The sequence below is a fragment of the Streptomyces sp. NPDC002886 genome (assembly GCF_042888445.1).
Taxonomy (GTDB): Bacteria; Actinomycetota; Actinomycetes; order Streptomycetales; family Streptomycetaceae; genus Streptomyces.
Genome location: NZ_JBIAPV010000014.1, coordinates 189,914 through 208,664 on the forward strand (window position 1 = coordinate 189,914; position 18,751 = coordinate 208,664).

19 protein-coding genes and 1 tRNA gene are annotated in these 18,751 nt (G+C 70.9%); 8 read left to right on the forward strand and 12 right to left on the reverse strand.

Translation table 11 applies throughout. The features are described from left to right. Nucleotides 1-67 precede the first annotated feature (67 nt). Both ACFYYB_RS38720 and ACFYYB_RS38725 read right to left on the reverse strand, forming a co-directional pair. Nucleotides 68-514, reverse strand: a complete 447-nt coding sequence (locus ACFYYB_RS38720) for a hypothetical protein (RefSeq protein ID WP_389442752.1) — start codon at nt 512-514, stop codon at nt 68-70. Nucleotides 515-834: 320 nt separating this feature from the next. Continuing rightward, nucleotides 835-1,560, reverse strand: coding sequence for a DsbA family protein (locus tag ACFYYB_RS38725; RefSeq protein WP_389442754.1), 726 nt, complete (start codon nt 1,558-1,560; stop codon nt 835-837). Between the two features lie 160 nt (nt 1,561-1,720). Between ACFYYB_RS38725 and ACFYYB_RS38730 the strand changes: the two genes are divergently transcribed. Beyond that, nucleotides 1,721-3,103 (forward strand): NAD(P)/FAD-dependent oxidoreductase, encoded by a 1,383-nt coding sequence (locus ACFYYB_RS38730; protein WP_389442756.1) that lies wholly within the window; start codon nt 1,721-1,723, stop codon nt 3,101-3,103. 85 nt (nt 3,104-3,188) lie between these two features. Here the strand turns inward: ACFYYB_RS38730 and ACFYYB_RS38735 are convergent. Both ACFYYB_RS38735 and ACFYYB_RS38740 read right to left on the reverse strand, forming a co-directional pair. Continuing rightward, nucleotides 3,189-3,266 (reverse strand) — tRNA-Thr (locus ACFYYB_RS38735). 441 nt (nt 3,267-3,707) lie between these two features. After that, complete coding sequence (locus ACFYYB_RS38740) at nt 3,708-4,376, reverse strand: hypothetical protein (protein WP_389442758.1); 669 nt, start codon at nt 4,374-4,376, stop codon at nt 3,708-3,710. Nucleotides 4,377-4,564: 188 nt separating this feature from the next. On the opposite strand from ACFYYB_RS38740, the gene ACFYYB_RS38745 reads away from it, so the two are divergent. The 3 genes from ACFYYB_RS38745 to ACFYYB_RS38755 all read left to right on the forward strand — a co-directional run bounded on the left by ACFYYB_RS38745 (nt 4,565) and on the right by ACFYYB_RS38755 (nt 7,166). Continuing rightward, on the forward strand, nt 4,565-5,653 hold the full coding sequence (locus ACFYYB_RS38745) for a sn-glycerol-3-phosphate ABC transporter ATP-binding protein UgpC (RefSeq protein ID WP_327305997.1): 1,089 nt from the start codon (nt 4,565-4,567) through the stop codon (nt 5,651-5,653). Between the two features lie 267 nt (nt 5,654-5,920). Then, entirely contained in the window at nt 5,921-6,334 is a 414-nt protein-coding gene (locus tag ACFYYB_RS38750; protein WP_266878811.1) for a hypothetical protein, read from the forward strand. 52 nt (nt 6,335-6,386) lie between these two features. Continuing rightward, a complete protein-coding gene (locus tag ACFYYB_RS38755; protein ID WP_389442761.1) occupies nt 6,387-7,166 on the forward strand; it encodes an NDP-sugar synthase in 780 nt (259 codons plus the stop codon). 114 nt (nt 7,167-7,280) lie between these two features. Here the strand turns inward: ACFYYB_RS38755 and ACFYYB_RS38760 are convergent, their stop codons facing one another. From ACFYYB_RS38760 to ACFYYB_RS38785, 6 genes are all read right to left on the reverse strand, one after another. Then, the gene (locus tag ACFYYB_RS38760; protein ID WP_389442763.1) at nt 7,281-8,843 is read right to left on the reverse strand and encodes a DoxX family membrane protein; all 1,563 of its coding nucleotides are present in this window, start codon (nt 8,841-8,843) and stop codon (nt 7,281-7,283) included. Between the two features lie 144 nt (nt 8,844-8,987). Beyond that, nucleotides 8,988-9,959 (reverse strand): 23S rRNA (guanosine(2251)-2'-O)-methyltransferase RlmB, encoded by a 972-nt coding sequence (gene rlmB / locus ACFYYB_RS38765; RefSeq protein ID WP_389442765.1) that lies wholly within the window; start codon nt 9,957-9,959, stop codon nt 8,988-8,990. A 126-nt stretch (nt 9,960-10,085) separates the two neighbouring features. Further along, entirely contained in the window at nt 10,086-11,483 is a 1,398-nt protein-coding gene (gene cysS / locus ACFYYB_RS38770) for a cysteine--tRNA ligase (RefSeq protein ID WP_389442767.1), read from the reverse strand. Between the two features lie 105 nt (nt 11,484-11,588). Beyond that, nucleotides 11,589-12,119 (reverse strand): 2-C-methyl-D-erythritol 2,4-cyclodiphosphate synthase, encoded by a 531-nt coding sequence (ispF, locus tag ACFYYB_RS38775; protein ID WP_327305992.1) that lies wholly within the window; start codon nt 12,117-12,119, stop codon nt 11,589-11,591. Beyond that, nucleotides 12,109-12,864, reverse strand: coding sequence for a 2-C-methyl-D-erythritol 4-phosphate cytidylyltransferase (ispD, locus tag ACFYYB_RS38780; RefSeq protein WP_389442769.1), 756 nt, complete (start codon nt 12,862-12,864; stop codon nt 12,109-12,111). The genes ispF and ispD overlap by 11 nt, the downstream gene beginning before the upstream one ends. 328 nt (nt 12,865-13,192) lie before the next feature. Next, on the reverse strand, nt 13,193-13,675 hold the full coding sequence (locus tag ACFYYB_RS38785) for a CarD family transcriptional regulator (protein ID WP_003953493.1): 483 nt from the start codon (nt 13,673-13,675) through the stop codon (nt 13,193-13,195). A gap of 612 nt (nt 13,676-14,287) precedes the next feature. On the opposite strand from ACFYYB_RS38785, the gene ACFYYB_RS38790 reads away from it, so the two are divergent. Continuing rightward, complete coding sequence (locus tag ACFYYB_RS38790; RefSeq protein ID WP_389442771.1) at nt 14,288-14,950, forward strand: DUF461 domain-containing protein; 663 nt, start codon at nt 14,288-14,290, stop codon at nt 14,948-14,950. A gap of 269 nt (nt 14,951-15,219) precedes the next feature. Here the strand turns inward: ACFYYB_RS38790 and ACFYYB_RS38795 are convergent, their stop codons facing one another. Beyond that, nucleotides 15,220-15,900, reverse strand: a complete 681-nt coding sequence (locus ACFYYB_RS38795; protein ID WP_007265514.1) for a response regulator transcription factor — start codon at nt 15,898-15,900, stop codon at nt 15,220-15,222. Next, nucleotides 15,897-17,138, reverse strand: coding sequence for a sensor histidine kinase (locus tag ACFYYB_RS38800; RefSeq protein WP_389442773.1), 1,242 nt, complete (start codon nt 17,136-17,138; stop codon nt 15,897-15,899). Before ACFYYB_RS38800 ends, ACFYYB_RS38795 begins: the two co-directional genes overlap by 4 nt. Nucleotides 17,139-17,360: 222 nt before the next feature. Here ACFYYB_RS38800 and phoU point away from each other — a divergent pair, with 222 nt between their 5' ends. The 3 genes from phoU (at nt 17,361) to ACFYYB_RS38815 (ending at nt 18,732) form a co-directional block, all read left to right on the forward strand. Further along, on the forward strand, nt 17,361-18,038 hold the full coding sequence (gene phoU / locus ACFYYB_RS38805; RefSeq protein WP_030858619.1) for a phosphate signaling complex protein PhoU: 678 nt from the start codon (nt 17,361-17,363) through the stop codon (nt 18,036-18,038). 127 nt (nt 18,039-18,165) lie between these two features. Beyond that, the gene (locus ACFYYB_RS38810) at nt 18,166-18,318 is read left to right on the forward strand and encodes a hypothetical protein (RefSeq protein WP_389442775.1); all 153 of its coding nucleotides are present in this window, start codon (nt 18,166-18,168) and stop codon (nt 18,316-18,318) included. A 93-nt stretch (nt 18,319-18,411) separates the two neighbouring features. Further along, nucleotides 18,412-18,732 carry a hypothetical protein gene (locus tag ACFYYB_RS38815; protein ID WP_389442777.1) on the forward strand — a complete coding sequence of 107 codons (321 nt, stop codon included), beginning with the start codon at nt 18,412-18,414 and terminating at the stop codon, nt 18,730-18,732. Nucleotides 18,733-18,751: the final 19 nt, after the last annotated feature.

The following is an 18,751-nucleotide window of genomic DNA, read 5'->3' on the forward strand; positions in this document are numbered from 1 at the left end:
CAGACGGTTCCGGACATGCGAAAGGGGGTGTCACCCGCATGCGGGTGACACCCCCTCGTCGCGCGTCCTACGACATGTTGGAGTCGTCGAAGGGGTTCTGCATCACCTTCGAGTCGTGGCAGCTCGCGATCGCACCGGTGGTCGCCTTGATCTTGCAGACCTGGAAGTAGGCGTGGTCGATCCAGCCGGCTTCCAGGTACGTGCGCCACTCGTAATGCGTCTGACCGGTCGGCACGGTCCGCATCGCCCAGGTCCGGTTGCCGCTCTCGCCGCTGGTGACGAGGCGGATGCCGATGACGTAGCCGTCGGTCGCACGGTCCTCGGCGATGATCGCGATCGGGTCGAGACGGTAGGGGTTGATCCTCCACTGCCAGGCCATGCGCCCGTAGTACGCGTTGGTCGAGATGCTTTCATCGCTGACCAAGTTGCCCGCGGCCGCAGGGCTGGCGATGAGCGGAACGAGCAGCGTAGACAGAGCCGCGGCAGTGGCGACGAGTCCGGTCTTGAGACGCAAGGATCCCCCAGGGAACACATGTTGGCTGGAAATGCCTACTCTAGCTCGAATCCGACCACGCCTGACCGTGCATCAATTCACCCCGCCCTGGGCGCCTTTCCCCCTTCCGGAGGCTCCTCCGGCCGGTGCGCCGGCCGGTGCGCCGGAGCACCGGTGCGCCACAGCCGAACGGCGCGACAGAAGACCGGGATTCCCCTGGACCACACCATCCCGGTGGCCGCACCGGCCGCAGCCAACGGACGGCAGCCACTCACCGAAGCCACCCGGCGGACCTGCCCGACGGGGCCGCCCGACCGCCCGACCGCCCGACCGACGGAGTCCTAAGCGGAGGCCCCGACCCCAGCGCCGCTCAGCGCCCGCGCAAACGCCCCCGCGTCGAACAGCGACCCGTCCCTCGACCCCACCGGCTTCCCCTCCACCAGCACCATCGGCGTCCCCTGCGCACCCGTCGCCTCGAAGCCCTTCTCCGCCTCGGCGACCCACCCCTCGTACTTCCGCTCCTTCACCGCCGCGTCGAACTCCGCCCCGCGCAGCCCCGGCACCCCGTCCGCGATCCGCAGGAGCAGCTCGTCGGTGAACCTCCCCTTCGGCTGACTGGCGAAGACCGCCGCGTGGTACTCCGCGAACTTCCCCGAATCCACCGACGCCCGCAGCGCGTTCACCGCATCGACCGAACCGCTCGCCCCGTCCCGGTCCAGGAAGGACGCCAGCAGGTACTCGATCTTCACCTGCCCGGCCACCGCCAGCTTCAGCAGCGACTCCCCGCCGGCCTCCTCGAACCGCGCGCAGTGACCGCACTTGGGATCCACCAGCACCTGCGCCGTGCGCGGCGCGTCCGGCTTCCCCACGACGATCCTCGCCCCCTCCACCACCGCGGGCAGCCCCACGAGCTGCGCGGCGATCGGACTGGTCCGCACCGGAACCTCGGAGACGGCCACGGCCTTCCCCTCACCCGCCCCGGACCCGCACCCGACGACCGCACCGCCCAACAGGGCCACGGACGCCACCGCCGCGACCAGACGCCCTGCCTTCACCACGCGCGCCATACGAACCCGTACCTCTCATACAAAAACCTGACAAAAATCCCCGCTCCACCCTAAGGAGGATCCCGACCCCCCACATCAGCCATCCGGCCACCCCTCAGCCCCCGAAACCCGACATCACGCCCCTGGACACCCCTCCACCACCCCGTGTAGCAACTCCCCCATGACGATCAACGGCGGAATTTCCTTCTGGTACGCGACGGACGAGACCGCCCCCGCCCACCCACCCCGCGCCCCGCTCACCGGCAACACCACCGCCGACGTCGTCATCGTCGGCGGCGGCTACACCGGCCTGTGGACCGCGTATTACCTCAAGACCGCCGCCCCCGACCTGCGCGTCACCGTCCTGGAGCAGAAGTTCTGCGGCTACGGGGCCTCCGGCCGCAACGGCGGCTGGCTCTACAACGGCATCGCCGGCCGCGACCGCTACGCCACCCTGCACGGCCGCCCCGCCGCCCAGCGCCTCCAGCAAGCCATGAACGCGACCGTCACCGAGGTCATCGACACCGCCGCCAAGGAGGGCATCGACGCCGACATCCACCGCGGCGGAGTCCTCGAAGTGGCCCGCACCCCCGCCCAGCTCTCCCGCCTCAAGGCCTTCCACACCGCCGAACTCGCCTTCGGCGAAACGGACCGCGAGCTCTACGACGCCACCGACACCCGCGCCCGCATCGACGTCGCGGACGCCGTCGGCTCCTCCTGGACTCCGCACGGAGCCCGCATCCACCCCCTGAAGCTGGTCAAGGGCCTGGCCGCCGCCTGCGAACGCCTCGGCGTCGTCATCCACGAGTCCACCCCCGTCACGGAGATCGCCCCGCGCCGCGCCCTCACCCCGTACGGCACGGTCCGCGCCCCGTACGTCCTGCGCTGCACCGAGGGCTTCACCGCAGCCCTCAAGGGCCAGAAGCGCTCCTGGCTCCCGATGAACTCCTCGATGATCGCCACGGCCCCCCTCTCCCCGGAGACGTGGGCCCAGATCGGCTGGTCCGACGCCTCCACCCTCGGCGACATGGCCCACGCCTACATGTACGCCCAGCGCACCGCCGACGACCGCATCGCCATCGGCGGCCGCGGCGTCCCCTACCGCTACGGCTCCCGCACGGACAACGACGGCCGCACCCAACCCGCGACGATCACGTCCCTGACGAACCTCCTCACCTCCTTCTTCCCGGCCCTCACCGGCGTGGAGATCACCCACGCCTGGTCGGGCGTCCTGGGCGTCCCCCGCGACTGGTGCGCCACGGTCACCCTGGACGCCACGACGGGCCTCGGCTGGGCAGGAGGCTACGTAGGCTCCGGCGTGGCCACGGCCAACCTCGCGGCCCGCACCCTCCGCGACCTGGTCCTGGGCGACAGGACGGACCTCACGACCCTGCCCTGGGTCAACCACCGCGTCCGCCGTTGGGAACCGGAACCCTTCCGCTGGCTGGGCGTCCAGGCCCTCTACGCCGCCTACCGCGAAGCAGACCGCCGCGAAACCGCCACCCACACCCCCACGACAACCCCCCTGGCCCGCCTGGCAGACCGCATCTCGGGCCGCCACTGAGGGCATGCAAAAAGGCCCCGGGTGATCACCCGGGGCCTTCCGCTTCTGTACGAATCCCCTTGGTCACACAACCTCTGACCTGGGATGGGGCCCCCTGTCGGATTCGAACCGACGACCTACGCATTACAAGTGCGGTGCTCTGGCCGGGCTGAGCTAAGGGGGCACATGTGACACTGCGCAGCGCACAGAATCGCCTTCACTCTACACAGCCGCCCAACCCCGCCGCGAAGAACTTTCCGGCGTCCGTAACCCCTCGCCCACCCGTTCATTCTTGGTACTGAAGTACACGTCCGGCTATCGGACCGTAGGGGTGGGAGAGTTCGTGGCCGAAGCCGCGGAGCAGGGAAAGCGCGTTCCCTCCGCCACCTCGACTCCGCTTTCACCCGCTTCTTCAAGGGCTCGGCGAAGTACCCGAAGCCGAAGCGAGGCGAGCTGGTGGCGGCGGCGCTGCCTCCCGGCAAGGCACCGCCGTCCTTCATCCTGGCATCGGAACTACCGGAGTGCGTCCTGACCCCATAAGCCGTGCACGAGCAACAGGCCGACGGGCCGTCGCTCTTCAAGCCTGTGGAGTCTGTGTCAGACCTCCCGGTTGTTCTGGCCCCCCTCACACCCCCGGATACCCCGCCCGCTCCACCCGCGGCGCCACCGCCGCCAGCGGCAGCCCCGGGTTCAGGGCGTCCACGACCTCCTGGGTGAGCGGGCGCAGCTCCCACACGTGGCGGATCGCCTCCAGCGGGAGGTCCGTCTCGTAGTAGTCCTCGGCGAAGTCGCGGTAGGCCTCCGGGGTGCCCGCCACGAGGAGCTCGAAGAGGTAGTCCGCGCCGTCCGGGTCGGACTTGCCCTCCGGGAACTCCACCTTGCCCGCGCGCCACTGCGTGTCGGCGGTCTCGCGCCAGAAGACGGCGGTGGCGTTGAGCACTCCGTCCACGCAGAACGCCGGCTCCGTCAGGTACGGCCGGAAGGCCTCGGGTATGCCGTCGGTCAGGCCGGGCCAGCCGTCCTCGTGGTCGATGTCCGCCCACGGGCTCATCACCGACTCGTGGTCGAAGCCGTGCCCGAAGACCCCCGCGGCCGCGAAGACGATCGCGTAGTCGTCGCCGGAGCCGTTGTCCATCAGTGCCGCTTCCTCGCCCGGTCCCCACTTCGGGTCGTAGGCGAAGTAGCCGTCGTCCTCTTCCCCGCTGATCACCAGTTCCAGCGCCGCCATCGCCCGGCAGCGGTCGCGCAGCGTCGCGATGTCGGGCAGCGCGCGGGTCACGTCGTAGATGGTCATGGTCGTGATCAAAGCAGCCGCCTCTGACAGCCGGCCCTCACGTGTGGAAACGTCCTGGAACTGACTCCCGTCCAGGTGCTGACAGGAGCGGCGCGGGCGGGTAGCGTCGGGCCGAGTCCAGTCCACTGGACTAGACCTTCCACTCGGATCGTCCGGCACGTTCCTGCCGGTAGAAGGGATTCATCACCATGGCTTCTGTCACTTTCGACAAGGCGACCCGTCTGTACCCCGGCGGCGACAAGCCCGCCGTCGACCAGCTGGAGCTGGAGATCGCGGACGGCGAGTTCCTCGTCCTCGTCGGCCCCTCCGGCTGCGGCAAGTCCACCTCGCTGCGCATGCTCGCCGGCCTGGAGGACGTCAACGGCGGCGCGATCCGCATCGGTGACCGCGACGTCACGCACCTGCCGCCCAAGGACCGGGACATCGCGATGGTGTTCCAGAACTACGCGCTGTACCCGCACATGTCCGTCGCCGACAACATGGGCTTCGCGCTCAAGATCGCCGGCGAGGACAAGGCCACCATCCGCCGGAAGGTGGAGGACGCGGCGAAGATGCTGGACCTGACCCAGTACCTCGACCGCAAGCCGAAGGCGCTCTCCGGCGGTCAGCGCCAGCGCGTCGCGATGGGCCGCGCGATCGTGCGCAAGCCGCAGGTGTTCCTCATGGACGAGCCGCTGTCGAACCTCGACGCCAAGCTCCGCGTGTCCACCCGTACGCAGATCGCGGCCCTCCAGCGCGACCTGGGCATCACCACCGTCTACGTCACCCACGACCAGGTCGAGGCCATGACCATGGGCGACCGTGTGGCCGTGCTGAAGGACGGTCTGCTGCAGCAGGTCGACACCCCGCGCAACATGTACGACCGCCCGGCGAACCTCTTCGTCGCCGGCTTCATCGGCTCGCCGGCCATGAACCTCGTCGAGGTCCCGATCACCGACGGCGGCGTGAAGTTCGGCGACAGCGTCGTCCCGGTCTCGCGCGAGGCGCTGACCGCCGCCGCCGACGCGGGCGACCGCACGGTCACCGTGGGCGTGCGTCCCGAGCACTTCGACATCGGCGAGACGGGCGGCCTGGAAATCACCGTGAACGTCGTCGAGGAGCTGGGCGCCGACGGGTACGTCTACGGCTCGACTTCGCACTCCGAGGGTTCGCAGGACATCGTGGTGCGCGTGAACGGCCGCCAGGTGCCCGAGAAGGGCTCCACGCTGCACGTGGTGCCGCGCGGCAACGAGATCCACGTCTTCTCGACCTCCTCGGGCGCCCGCCTCTCCGGCTGACCCGCTCCCGGGAAGGGCCGGCCGCGCACGGCCGCCGAAGGGGCGTCCCGTCAAGGGGCGCCCCTTCGGCGCGAGTTCCGGCCCGAAGTCCGTCCGAGGTCCGTCCGGAGTCTGGTCCGAGTTGGCGTCCGAGTTGGCGTCCGAGTCCGGCAGATCGGGCCATTCGGCCCCAAGCGTCAACCCTTAATTCGAAAAGCCACGTCGAACCATCCCCCGACCGGGTGACTAAATGTCGCCATATCTTCACCGAGCGCTACTCTCGCCCTCGTGACCCACACTGCCCGCCGTATCGGCCGATCCCTCGCCCTGGTCCTGCCCGTCGTCCTGGTCCTGTCCGGGACCCTCGCGGTCACCATGGTCCCCTGGGCGGACAACACCCCCTCCCAGATCCTGACCGCGTCCGCCGAGGACGTCTCCGTCCCCGCGAAGCCCCGCGCCGCCCAGGACGTGCTGCGCGAAAAGCTGTTGAGCGAGATCCAGCAGGGCGAGCAGCCGGGTGACGTCCTCACCCACCTCCAGCAGGAGGTCGACCGGCGGCCGTCCCTCGCCGAGCACTGCGTGGGGATCGCGCGCGCCCTCGGGCGGGCCGCGGTGGACGCCTACGGGCCCACGAAGGCCCAGTCGTTCGCGCGGCCGGTGTGCGACACCGCGTACGCGTCCGGCGTCGCCTCCATGGGCTGACGGCCACCGCCGCGCGCCCTCCCGCACCGAACACGACGCCGACGACAACGACATGACCGATTCCGAGCGTTCCGAAAGCTCCGGGCGTTCCGACCGATCCCACGCGGCCGCGTTCCCGGCCTCCCCGACCCAGGCGGTTGTCCTGGCGGGGGGCCAGGGTTCGCGGCTGCGGCCGTATACGGACGACCGTCCCAAGCCGATGGTGGAGATCCCCGGTACGGGGATGCCGATCATCGGGCACCAGCTGGCTTGGCTGGCCTCCGAGGGGGTGACGGACGCGGTGGTCTCCTGCGGGCACCTCGCCGAGGTGCTCCAGCGGTGGCTGGCCGAGGCGCCGTTGCCGCTCCGGGTGACCACCGTCGTGGAGGACGAGCCGCTGGGCCGGGGCGGGGGCCTGAAGTACGCGGCCCGGCACCTGCCGCATCCCGACCGTGCCTGGTACGCGACCAACGGCGACGTGTGGACCCGTTTCTCGCTGCGCGAGATGGCCGCTTTCCATGCCGAACGCGGTGCCACGGCCACGCTGGCGCTCGCCCGGCCGCGCATTCCGTGGGGGGTGGTGGAGATCAACGAGTACGGGCACGTGCTGGACTTCATCGAGGCGCCGCAGTCCCCGTACCCGGTCAATGCCGGCGTGTACGTCTTCGGGCCCGAATTCGCGGCTCTGCTCCCGGATTTGGGGGACCACGAGCGGACGACGTTCCCGCGCCTGGCCCGTGAGCGGCGGCTCGCGGGCTTCCCGCTGCCCCAGGGGGCCTACTGGCGGGCGATCGACACGGCGAAGGACCTGACCGAGGCGGCACGGGAGTTGGCCGCGCAGAACGCCACGTAGCGCCTCTGCGGCCTACGGCCTACGGCCTATCGCCCTCGTACGCGCTGAAGGGCCCGGCACGCTTTCGCGTGCCGGGCCCTTCACCGTGTCGTCGCTTCCGCGCGGCGGCGTCCGTCAGCCGCCGAGGAGTCCGCCCAGCAGGTCGGGCTTCTTCGGCGGGGTGCTGCCCGCGCCTCCTCCGGTGGAGCCGCCGCCACGCGTTCCCGTGGAGCTGGTCGGGGGCTTCTGCGGGGTGGACTGGCGGGGGGTGGTGCGCGGGGACTGGCTGCCGCTGGTGGTGCCGCGGGTGGCGGTGGGCGAGCCGGAGCCCGTCGTCGGGGAGCTCGAACCGGCGGTTGCGCGCCCGGTCTTGGCGGCCGGGGACGAGGGTCCGGCCGAGGGCTTCGCGGCCTGCTTCGGGGAGCTGGGGCGCGCGGGCTGCAGCTGCTTGGAGGTGCTCGGCAGGGGCCGCCCGGGCAGGTAGTTGCTCGGGGCCTCGCCCGGTCCGGGGACGGTGACGACGGTGGTGGAGCGGACGGCGCCGCCGAGGAGCGAGCCGATGAGGAGGGTGAGCCCGCAGATGACGCCGGCCATGACGGCCCCGCGGCGCAGGACCCGGCGGCGCAGCCGCCAGACTTCGGAGCGGGGGCCCAGGGTGCGCCAGGCCTCGCCGGCGAGGCGGCCGTCGAGGGAGTAGACGGGGGCGCCGGCGATGATCAGCGGGCTCCAGGCGGCGAGGTAGATGATGTCGGGCGCGTCGTAGGCGGGGACGGTCTTCCAGCTCACCGTCATCAGCAGCGCGGCGGAGAGCAGTGCGCCGAAGCAGGCGGCGAACCGCTGCCACAGGCCGAAGACCGTGAGTACGCCGACGATGACCTGGAGGAAGGCCACGCTGAGTCCGGCGCCGACGGGGTGGGCCAGCGCGAAGTCGCGGAGCGGTTCGGCGAGGGCCCACGGCTGCAGGGTGTGCAGCCAGGTGACCATGGAGCCGCGTTCGCCGCCGTCGAAGTAGACGGGGTCGCACAGTTTGCCCATGCCGGCGTAGATGGAGATGAAGCCGAGGAAGACGCGCAGCGGGAGCAGCACGACGCCGAGGTTCATGCGGCGGCCGGGGTAGTACGAGGCCTGCGCGCGGGCGTCGCCCTGGGCCCGGCGGGAGTCCGCGGAGCCGGTGCCCTCGGAGTAGGTGCCGTCGTAGGCCTCGTGGGGGTGCGAGAGGCCCCCGACCACGGGCTGCAGCCGGGTTTCCTCGGCATCCCCGTAGCTGCGCTGACCGATGACGGTCGGCGTGGCGAGGGTGTCGTCCGCGAGGTCGTGGGCGAGGTCGACGCGCGGGATGGTCTGGGTGGCGCCGCCGTCGTACTCCGCGTGGCCGTCGTGGGCGCGCCCGTGGTCGCGTACGGCCTGGAGCAGGCCGCCCATGGCGGCGCTGGCGGCGGCGTCGCCGGGGGCGGACTTGCCGCTCCAGACGACGGGGCGGCGGCGGGCGGCTCCTGCTCCGGCGGCCGCGAGGGCTCCGCCGAGTGCCGGGGCGAGCCCCGGGGTGCCGGAGGGCCTGGGACGCGCGCTGGGGCTCGGTGCGAGCCGCACGCGGAAGCTGGCGTGGTTGACGATGACCTGTGCGGGGTCGCACGGCACCTTGACCATGCTCAGCGCGGGCTGGTCGTCGAACCCTGGCGTTCTGGTGTCCACACTCATCTAACCGAGTGATGAGTGTTTAGGACACTGCCTTGACATCAGGGATGTGTCCGAGACCCGTCAAATCAAGCCACCCCGCCCGTAAGGGGCGGGGTGGCACGCTCACGGGTCACGTCCGGTGAGCTAAGTGGATCAAGCGGCGGCTCAGACGCGGCCGCGGGTGGCGCGGCGGCGGGCCGCCTCGTAGAGGACGACGCCCGCGGCGACACCGGCGTTGAGCGACTCGGCGCCGCCCGGCATCGGGATGCGCACGAGGTAGTCGCAGTTCTCGCCGACGAGCCGGCCGAGGCCCTTGCCCTCGGAGCCGACGACGATGACGACGGGGCCGCCCAGCGCTTCGAGCTCGTGCACCTCGTGGGTGCCCTCGGCGGCGAGGCCGACGATGGTGATGCCTTCCTTCTTGTAGTCCTGGATGGCGCGGGTCAGGTTGGTGACGCGCGAGACCGGGGTACGGGCCGCGGTGCCGGCCGAGGACTTCCAGGCGCCGGCGGTCATGCTGGCGGCGCGGCGCTCGGGAACGACCACGCCGTGGCCGCCGAAGGCGGAGACGGAGCGGATGATCGCGCCGAGGTTGCGGGGGTCGGTGATCCCGTCGAGGGCGACGATGAGGGGGTCCTCGCCGTTGTCGTACGCGGCGGCGGTGAGCTCGTCCGGGAGCGCGTACTCGTATGGCGGGACCTGGAGGACCAGGCCCTGGTGGTTGAGGCCGTTGGTCAGCCGGTCGAGCTCGGGGCGCGGGGCTTCCATCAGGTTGATGTTGCCGCGCTCGGCCGCGAGCTGGAGGGCCTCGCGGACGCGCTCGTCGTTGTCGATGAACTGCTGGACGTAGAGGGTGGTGGCCGGTACGCCGTCGCGCAGCGCCTCGAAGACCGGGTTGCGGCCGACGACCATCTCGCTGGTGCCCTTGGGGCCGCCGCGGCGGGGGGCCGGGCGGCGCTTGGCCGCCTGGCGGGCCATGGCGTTGCTGATGCGGTTGGCCTTGTGCTTCTTGCGGTCCTCGGCCTTGGGCGTGGGGCCCCTGCCTTCGAGGCCCTTGCGCCGCTGGCCACCGCTGCCGACCGTCGCGCCCTTCTTGTTGGACGTGCGGCGGTTCCTGCGCTGGCTGTTCCCGGCCATGACCTCTACCTGATTTCGTTGATGCTGCGATATGTACGTATGAAGAGTGTGCCGCCCGGAGCGCCGGGCGGCCCAATCCGAGTCCGCCAGTCGGACGGCGCCGGGAGACCTCTCGGGGGTACGCGCCTAGCGCGGGCCGAGCGTCCACCGGGGTCCGGTGGGGCTGTCCTCGATGACCAGGCCCGACTGCTGGAGCTGGTCGCGGATGGCGTCGGCGGTGGCCCAGTCCTTGCGGGCGCGCGCCGATTCGCGCTGCTCCAGGACCAGGCGCACGAGGGTGTCCACGGCTCCGTGGAGGTCCTCTCCGCGGTCCGTCTCGCCGGCCCAGTGCGGGTCGAGGGGGTCGAGTCCGAGGACGCCCAGCATGGCCCGTACCTCAGACAGGCGCGCGATGGCCGCGTCCTTGTCGTCGGCGGCGAGCGCGCTGTTGCCCTGGCGGACGGTGGTGTGGATGATCGCGAGCGCCTGCGGGACGCCCAGGTCGTCGTCCATGGCCTCGGCGAAGGCGGGCGGCACCTCGGCGGCCGGCTCGACGGAGCCGCCGGCCTTCTCGATGACGCGCTGGATGAAGCCCTCGATGCGCGCGAAGCCGGACTCGGCCTCGCGCAGGGACTCCACGCTGTACTCGATCATCGAGCGGTAGTGCGGGGTGCCGAGGTAGTAGCGCAGCACGATCGGGCGCCAGATCTTGAGCATCTCGGAGACGAGGACCGAGTTGCCGAGCGACTTGGACATCTTCTCGCCGGAGAGGGTGACCCAGGCGTTGTGCATCCAGTACTTCGCGAACTCGTCGCCGAAGGCCTTGGCCTGGGCGATCTCGTTCTCGTGGTGCGGGAAGATCAGGTCGAGCCCGCCGCCGTGGATGTCGAAGGCGCTGCCGAGGTACTTGTGCGCCATCGCGGAGCACTCCAGGTGCCAGCCGGGACGGCCGCGGCCCCACGGGGTCTCCCAGTCGGGCTCGCCCGGCTTGGAGGCCTTCCACATGGCGAAGTCGCGCGGGTCGCGCTTGCCGGCCACGCCCTCGTCGGGCTGGCGGAGGTCGTCGATGTTCTGGTTCGACAGTTCCAGGTAGCCGGGGAAGCTGCGCACGTCGAAGTAGACGCTGCCGTCGGCCTCGTACGCGTGGCCGCGCTCGATGAGCCCGCGCATCATCTCGATCATCTCGGGGACGTGCCCGGTGGCGCGCGGCTCGTACGTGGGCGGGAGGCAGCCCAGCGCGTTGTAGCCGTCGTTGAAGGCGCGCTCGTTCTCGTAGCCGATGGACCACCAGGGGCGGCCCTGCTCGCCGGACTTCCCGATGATCTTGTCGTCGATGTCGGTGACGTTGCGGATGAAGGTGACGTCGAGACCGCGGTAGGTGAACCAGCGGCGCGCGATGTCGAAGTTCAGGTACGAGCGGACGTGCCCGATGTGCGGAGCCGCCTGCACGGTGGCGCCACAGAGGTAGATCGAGACGCAGCCCGGTACGAGCGGGGTGAAGTCGCGGATCTGCCGGGCGCTGGTGTCGTACAGGCGAATAGTCACGGCATCCAGGGTAGTGCGCCTGTAGCAGTGCCCCGCGACCCTTTCGGCACGCGGGGCCCGCTTTGTTGGCGAGGAACTGCGGGAGGGGTGTATCCGTACGGGGTACTAGGCCCGGTTCGTCCGGTAGACGAGGGCCGTGGCGATGGCGGCGAGGCCTTCGGCGCGGCCGGTGAGGCCCAGCCCGTCGGTGGTGGTGCCCGATACGGAGACGGGGGCGCCCGCCGCTGCGGCGAGCGCCTTCTGTGCCTCTTCGCGCCGCTTGCCGATCTTCGGGCGTACGCCGATCACCTGGATGGCGATGTTGCCGATCTCGAAGCCCTCGGCGCGGACGATCCGGGCGGCTTCCGCCAGAAGGGTGACTCCGGCGGCGCCGGACCACTCGGGGCGCGAGGTGCCGAAGTGCGCGCCGAGGTCGCCGACGCCGGCGGCGGAGAAGAGGGCGTCGCAGGCGGCGTGCGCGGCGACGTCCCCGTCGGAGTGCCCGGCGAGGCCGTCCTCACCCTCCCAGAGCAGGCCTGCGCACCACAGTTCGCGGCCGGTCTCGAAGGCGTGCACGTCGGTGCCGATGCCGACGAGCGGGATCAGCGGGGCCGCGGGGGCGGCGGGGGCGGAGTCGGTCGCGGGACTAGTAGGCATCGGTGGCCCTCCGGCGGGCGAGTACGGCCTCGGCGAGGACCAGGTCGAGCGGGCGGGTGACCTTGAAGGCCTCTTCGTGGCCGGGGACCACCACGACGGTGACGCCGAGCCGCTCCACCATGCCGGCGTCGTCCGTGGCGCCCTCGCCGTCGCCGGTGAGACCGGCGAACTTCTCGTGCGCGAGGCGCAGGGTGGCCAGGTCGAAGCCCTGCGGGGTCTGTACGGCGCGCAGCCGGGCCCGTACGGGGGTGGCGACGACCGGCTCGGGCTCGCCGGGCCTGCCGGGCTCGACCTCCTTGACGGTGTCGGCCAGCGGCAGCGCGGGGACGACGGCGGGCGCGCCGTCGCGGACGGCCTCGACGACGGAGTCGACGGTGTCCACGGGGACCAGGGGGCGGGCCGCGTCGTGGATGAGGACGGCCGTGATGTCGGCCGGGAGCGCGTCCAGGCCGGCGCGTACGGATTCCTGCCGGGTCTCCCCGCCGGGGACGACCAGGATCTCGGTGCGCTCGGGCAGCGCGTGCTCGTCGATCAGCCGGCGCACCTCGGCGGTGCCGTCGGCCGGGGCCACGACGACGACGAGGGAGATCGCGCGGGAGCGCGCCATGGCGCGGACGGCGTGGATGAGCATGGGGATGCCGCCCAGGGTCCGCAGGGCCTTGGGGGCGCCAGGACCGAGGCGGACTCCGCGGCCGGCGGCCGGGATCACCGCGGCGGTGCGGTGCGGGCGCGATTCGTCAGACATCAGTAGCTCCGAGCCAGGTTTGTGACTTCGGCCGACATGGGTATGGCCTGAAGCGTGCCGGGTGCGACGCCCTCGCCCCTTCCGTGACGACCGGTCGAGTCGGCTGCCCGGGCCCGGCACGCCAGTGAGGCGTTTCAGGCTGAGGTGTTTCAGGTTGAGGCGTCTCGGGCTGAGGTGCGTTCAGGCAGGGACGTTTTCAGGCCGAGATGTTTTCAGACCAGATGTTTTCAGACATGGGTGCAGACATGCCGCAGCGCCCGGCAACAAGTCTCCTTGTCAGCGGGCACCGCGGCACAACTGTGTACGGCAAAGCGCACGAATGATCGCGTCAGGACGCGAGCACTTCGTCGAGGAGGGCCTCGGCCTTGTCCTCGTTGGTGTTCTCGGCGAGCGCGAGCTCGCTCACCAGGATCTGACGCGCCTTCGCGAGCATGCGCTTCTCCCCTGCGGAGAGCCCACGCTCACGCTCACGACGCCACAGGTCGCGCACAACTTCGGCGACCTTGATGACATCGCCAGAAGCGAGCTTTTCCAGATTTGCCTTGTAGCGCCGGGACCAGTTCGTCGGCTCTTCTGCATACGGTGCGCGAAGCACCTCGAAGACCCGGTCCAGCCCGTCCTGGCCGACTACGTCGCGAACGCCCACGAACTCCGCGTTGTCCGCAGGTACGCGAACAGTCAGGTCACCCTGCGCGACCTTGAGCACCAAGTAGGTCTTGTCCACGCCTTTGATCTGGCGAGTTTCGATAGCCTCGATCAGCGCGGCCCCGTGATGGGGATAGACCACGGTGTCGCCAACCTTGAACGTCATGTGACAGGTACCCCTTCCGTGGCTATCCAGGGTAACACGAGAATCGACCGTTATGAATGGCGTTTTCGCAGGTCAGGGCCCATCTCAGGGCTTGACAACAGCGACAGGAACGTGCTGGGAGAGGCCCGCTGGAGACGGTATTCGCAGGTCGGAGGCACTGCGCGGACCGGGCGAAACGGCTACGTTACACCTGCCCGGGAGCCCCGACGATGTGACCTACGTCCCGTTTTGACGGTTTCGGGGGCAGGAAACCGAACTACTCCGTTCGACTGGCGGCCACCCGTACGGGGCCGTTCCGGCCCAATCCCGGAATTGATCACCCGGCGGTGTTCGATGAAATCCGGAAATTGATCACCGGAGCCCCGCCCGCCTTTGCGAGCGGGCCTTTTGCGAATGAAAGATCACCCGGACCCGGCGGCGCTGTGACGGGAGCGGCGGGAGGGGGCGCGGGAGCCCGCGCGTGGCCCGGGCCCACACTGCGGAGGGTCGGGTGCGGGGGCGGGGCGGCGGCTCGGTAACCTAAGCGCGCTGACACATCCTTAGAGCGGCTTTACTTCGCCGCTCCGAGGCGTCCACCCTTCCGTTCCGTACGTCCAAGGAGTTGCCTCCCCCGTGAGCCGCAGCCTTCGACGCGGCGCCCTCGCCGCCACCGCCGTCGCCTTCTCGCTCGTCTCGCTGGGCGCCTGCGCCGCCGGCCACGACGCGCCGACTCTCCAGGTCAAGCCGGACAACGCCGCCGTCACCAAGGGCGACATCAAGGTCCAGAACGCTCTGGTGATCACCCAGGAGAAGGACAAGAAGGGCCCGGCCGCGGTCTCCGCGACGGTGTTCAACAACGGCACCAAGGAGCAGACGCTCGACGCCATCACCCTTCCGGGTGGCAAGGGCACCGTGACGCTGAAGCCCGCGGGCAGCGGCTCCAAGGTGGTCATCCCGGCCGGCGGCTCCGTCCTCCTCGGCGGCAAGGGCAACGCCTCCGCCGTGATCGCGGGCGGCGACTCCGTCATGGACGGCAACGTCCAGAAGATCGTCTTCCAGCTGAGCACCTCCGGCGACGTGGCGCTGGACGCCTTCGTCGTACCGGCCACCGGCATCTACGAGGGCTACGGCCCGACCGCCGTGGCGGCCGCCCCGGGCGCCACCCCGTCGGGCAGCCCCTCGGGCGCCCCCTCGGGCACGCCGTCCGGTTCTCCCTCGGGCTCGCCCTCGGGCAGCCCGTCCGGATCCCCCTCCGGGTCCGCGTCGGCCTCCGCGTCCGCCTCCGCCGGTCACTGAGGCGCGAAGCACCGTACGCAGCACTCCACGGGAACGGCCCCCGTCCGCTCGATGCGGACGGGGGCCGTTCCCGTGTATTACGGGCTGGTTTACGGCTCGAACTTGTAGCCGCGGCCTCGGACCGTGACCAGGTAGCGGGGCGCACCCGGGTCGGGCTCGAACTCCTCCCACACGCGCCCCTCGCACCGCTCGGCCCCGAGGGGCCTCCCGGGCTTCGGGACGCTGCGCCGGCCTCCGACCGGCGACGGGACGGGCCCTCCGCCCACGGTTTACGGCTCGAACTTGTAGCCGAGGCCTCGGACCGTGACCAGGTAGCGGGGCGCACCCGGGTCGGGCTCGATCTTGGCGCGCAGGCGCTTGACGTGGACGTCGAGGGTCTTGGTGTCGCCGACGTAGTCGGCGCCCCAGACACGGTCGATGAGCTGCATGCGGGTCAGTACGCGGCCCGCGTTGCGCAGCAGCATCTCCAGCAGGTCGAACTCCTTCAGGGGGAGGTCCACCTTGGCTCCGGCGACGGTGACCACGTGGCGGTCGACGTCCATCCGGACGGGGCCCGCTTCCAGGGCGGCCGGGGTGACCTCTTCCGGCTCGCCGCGGCGGCGCAGGACCGCGCGGATGCGGGCGACCAGCTCCCGCGAGGAGAAGGGCTTCGTGACGTAGTCGTCGGCTCCTATCTCCAGCCCGACGACCTTGTCGATCTCGCTGTCCTTCGCGGTCACCATGATCACGGGGACGTTGGAGCGGCCGCGCAGCTGCCGGCAGACCTCCGTGCCGGGCAGGCCGGGGAGCATCAGGTCGAGGAGGACGAGGTCGGCGCCGTTGCGCTCGAACTCGTCGAGCCCGTCGGGCCCGGTCGCGGCGATCGCGACCTCGAAGCCCTCCTTGCGGAGCATGTAGGACAGGGCGTCGCTGAAGGATTCCTCATCCTCGACGACGAGCACTCGGGTCACGGAAGGACCTCCGGGGCAGGGATGGCTGGTGCGGTGTGTTCGAGCTGGGGGTGGGCGGGTGCGGTGGCCGTCGCCGGGGCCGGCGCGGCCGCTTCGGGGAGTCGCAGGGTGAAGGTGGAACCCTGACCCTCCGAGCTCCAGACCGACACCTCCCCGCCGTGCGAAGCCGCTACGTGCTTCACGATCGCAAGGCCCAGGCCGGTTCCTCCCGTGGCGCGGGAGCGGGCCGGGTCCACACGGTAGAAGCGTTCGAAGATGCGCTCGCGGTCCTTTTCCGGGATGCCGATGCCCTGGTCGGTCACGGCTATCTCGATCAAGTCTCCACCCGGTGCGGTCACCCGGCGCGCGGCGATGCCGACGCGGGTGCGGGCGGGGCTGTAGTTGACGGCGTTCTCGACCAGGTTTCCGAGGGCGGCCGCGAGCTGCCCCCGGTTGCCCCATACCCGCAGGTCGGCGGTGCCGCCGGCGGCCATGGTGATCTGTTTCGCGGAGGCCGTGTGGCGGCAGCGGTCGATGGCCTCGGCCACGAGCGTGTCCACGCGCATCGGCTCCGCGTCCTCCAGGGGGTCGTCGTTCTGTACCCGGGAGAGGTCGATGAGTTCTTGTACGAGGTTGATCAGGCGGGTGGCCTCGATCTGCATGCGGCCGGCGAAGCGGTGTACGGCCTCGGGGTCGTCCGAGGCGTCCATGACGGCCTCGGAGAGCAGGGAGATCGCGCCGACCGGTGTCTTCAGCTCGTGCGACACGTTCGCGACGAAGTCGCGGCGTACGGCCTCGATGCGGCGGGCCTCGGTGAGGTCCTCCACGAGGAGGAGCACGAGGCGGGAGCCGAGCGGGGCGACGCGCGCCGAGACGGCGAGCGCCTCGCCGCGGCCGGTGCCGCGCCGGGGCAGGTCGAGCTCGACCTGGCGTATCTCCCCGTCGCGGCGGGTGTCGCGGGCCATGTGGAGCATGGGCTCCACGGCGAGCTTGCCGCCGCGGACCAGGCCGAGGGCATATGCCGCCGAGCTGGCCTTGACGACCGCGTCCCCCTCGTCGAGTACGACGGCGGAGGAGCGGAGTACGGAGAGGACGGTGTCCACTCCCGGTGGGAGCACCGCGTTGATGTCGGGGCGCATGGAGCTCCGGGTGGGGCGGGCTTGGTCGCGCTCGCTCCAGCGGAACGCCAGCATCGCGATCACACCGGTGCAAAGACCGGCAATCGCTGCAGCTGCGGCGACCGCCGCGTTCACGTCCATGACTCCAGGTTAAGCAGGTGCGAGGACACTTCCACAGCCGTTCGGGTGGCACCTCGAACACTCGTCGCCCAGAGTTCACCCTGGCGACCGTGCTGATTCACTTGGGATGCCGGAGTCGGTCGCGTTCGGGGTTCACCGTGGCAACGTGGGGCCGATGGCCCGCACCGGCCCGCCCCGGGCAGCAGTACGGCAGTAGCAGTAGGTCGAGAGAGGGACACGAGAATGCGTGACGCGTACCACGAGGAACTGGACTCGATCGGTGAAGGCCTGGTCGAAATGGCCCGGCTGGTCGGCTCCGCCATCGGGCGGGCCACGACCTCCATGCTCGACGCCGACCTGAAGCTCGCCGAGAGCGTCATCGCCGCCGACCAGAAGGTGGACGACCTCCAGCACGACCTGGAGGCCCGTGCCATCGCGCTGCTCGCGCGCCAGCAGCCGGTCGCCACCGATCTGCGCATCGTGGTGACCTCGCTGCGCATGAGCGCCGACCTGGAGCGCTCCGGCGACCTGGCGCAGCACGTGGCCAAGCTCGCCCGGCTCCGCTTCCCGGACACGGCGGTCCCGCGGGACCTGCACGCGACCATCCTGGAGATGGGGCAGCTCGCGCAGCGGCTGATGGCGAAGGCGGCCGAGGTCATCATCACGAAGGACGTCGACCTGGCGCTCCAGCTGGAGCAGGACGACGACGAGATGGACCAGCTGCACCGCACGCTGTTCCAGCACCTGATGGACGACCGCTGGAAGCACGGCATCGAGACGGCGGTCGACGTGACCCTGCTGGGCCGCTACTACGAGCGCTTCGCGGACCACGCGGTGTCGGTCGCCAAGCGCGTGGTCTACCTGGTGACGGGTGAGCACGCGGACGAGCTCCAGGCACCCACGCAGGTCGAGGGCGTCTGAGCCGGAGGGCCGGCGGAAGCCGGACCGGCAGGGGCTGGATCAACAACGAGCCCCCAATGCGCCGTTGACGCGGGGGCCCGGCTGGGCATGAATGAGGGCGAAGGCCAAACGCCTACGAGGAGGATCCATGCCCGATTCCCCCGTCCCCATCACCCCGGATCAGGAAGCGCAGCCCCCGGAGGGCCTGCGCCTGAGCTTGCCCCTGCTCGCGGCCTGCGGCTGCGGCTCGGGCTGCGGCTGCGGCTGCCAGTCCGGCGCCCCCTGCCAGTGCGGCGGCTGAGGCCGCCCACCCGGCCACCCGTACGCGAAGGGCCCCGCCCGACATCCGTCGGACGGGGCCCTTCGCATCAGTACCGACAGGGAGGAGACCGTCATGCGCCACGGCCACCCCGGCCAGGAGCAGTTGCGGCGCACCTTCGAAAGTGTCCTGACGGCCGTGCTGTCGGGGCGCGGCGTCCGCACCGAGACGGGGCTCGACACCCCGACGGAGAACGCCCTGTGGGCCATCGCCCGCGCCCGCCCGAACGCCCCGGACGCACTCGTCGCCGCGGCGTACCGCGCCTTCGCGGGCCAGATCGACGGCAGCAACGCGGCCGCGCGGCGCGCGGAGATGGACCGCAGAATCGCCGAACGCGCAACGCGCCTCCGCCTGCCGGGCCCAGGCGTTCCCTCTTCGGAGGTCGGTGACGCGTGAGCGGGACGATGGTCTTCAG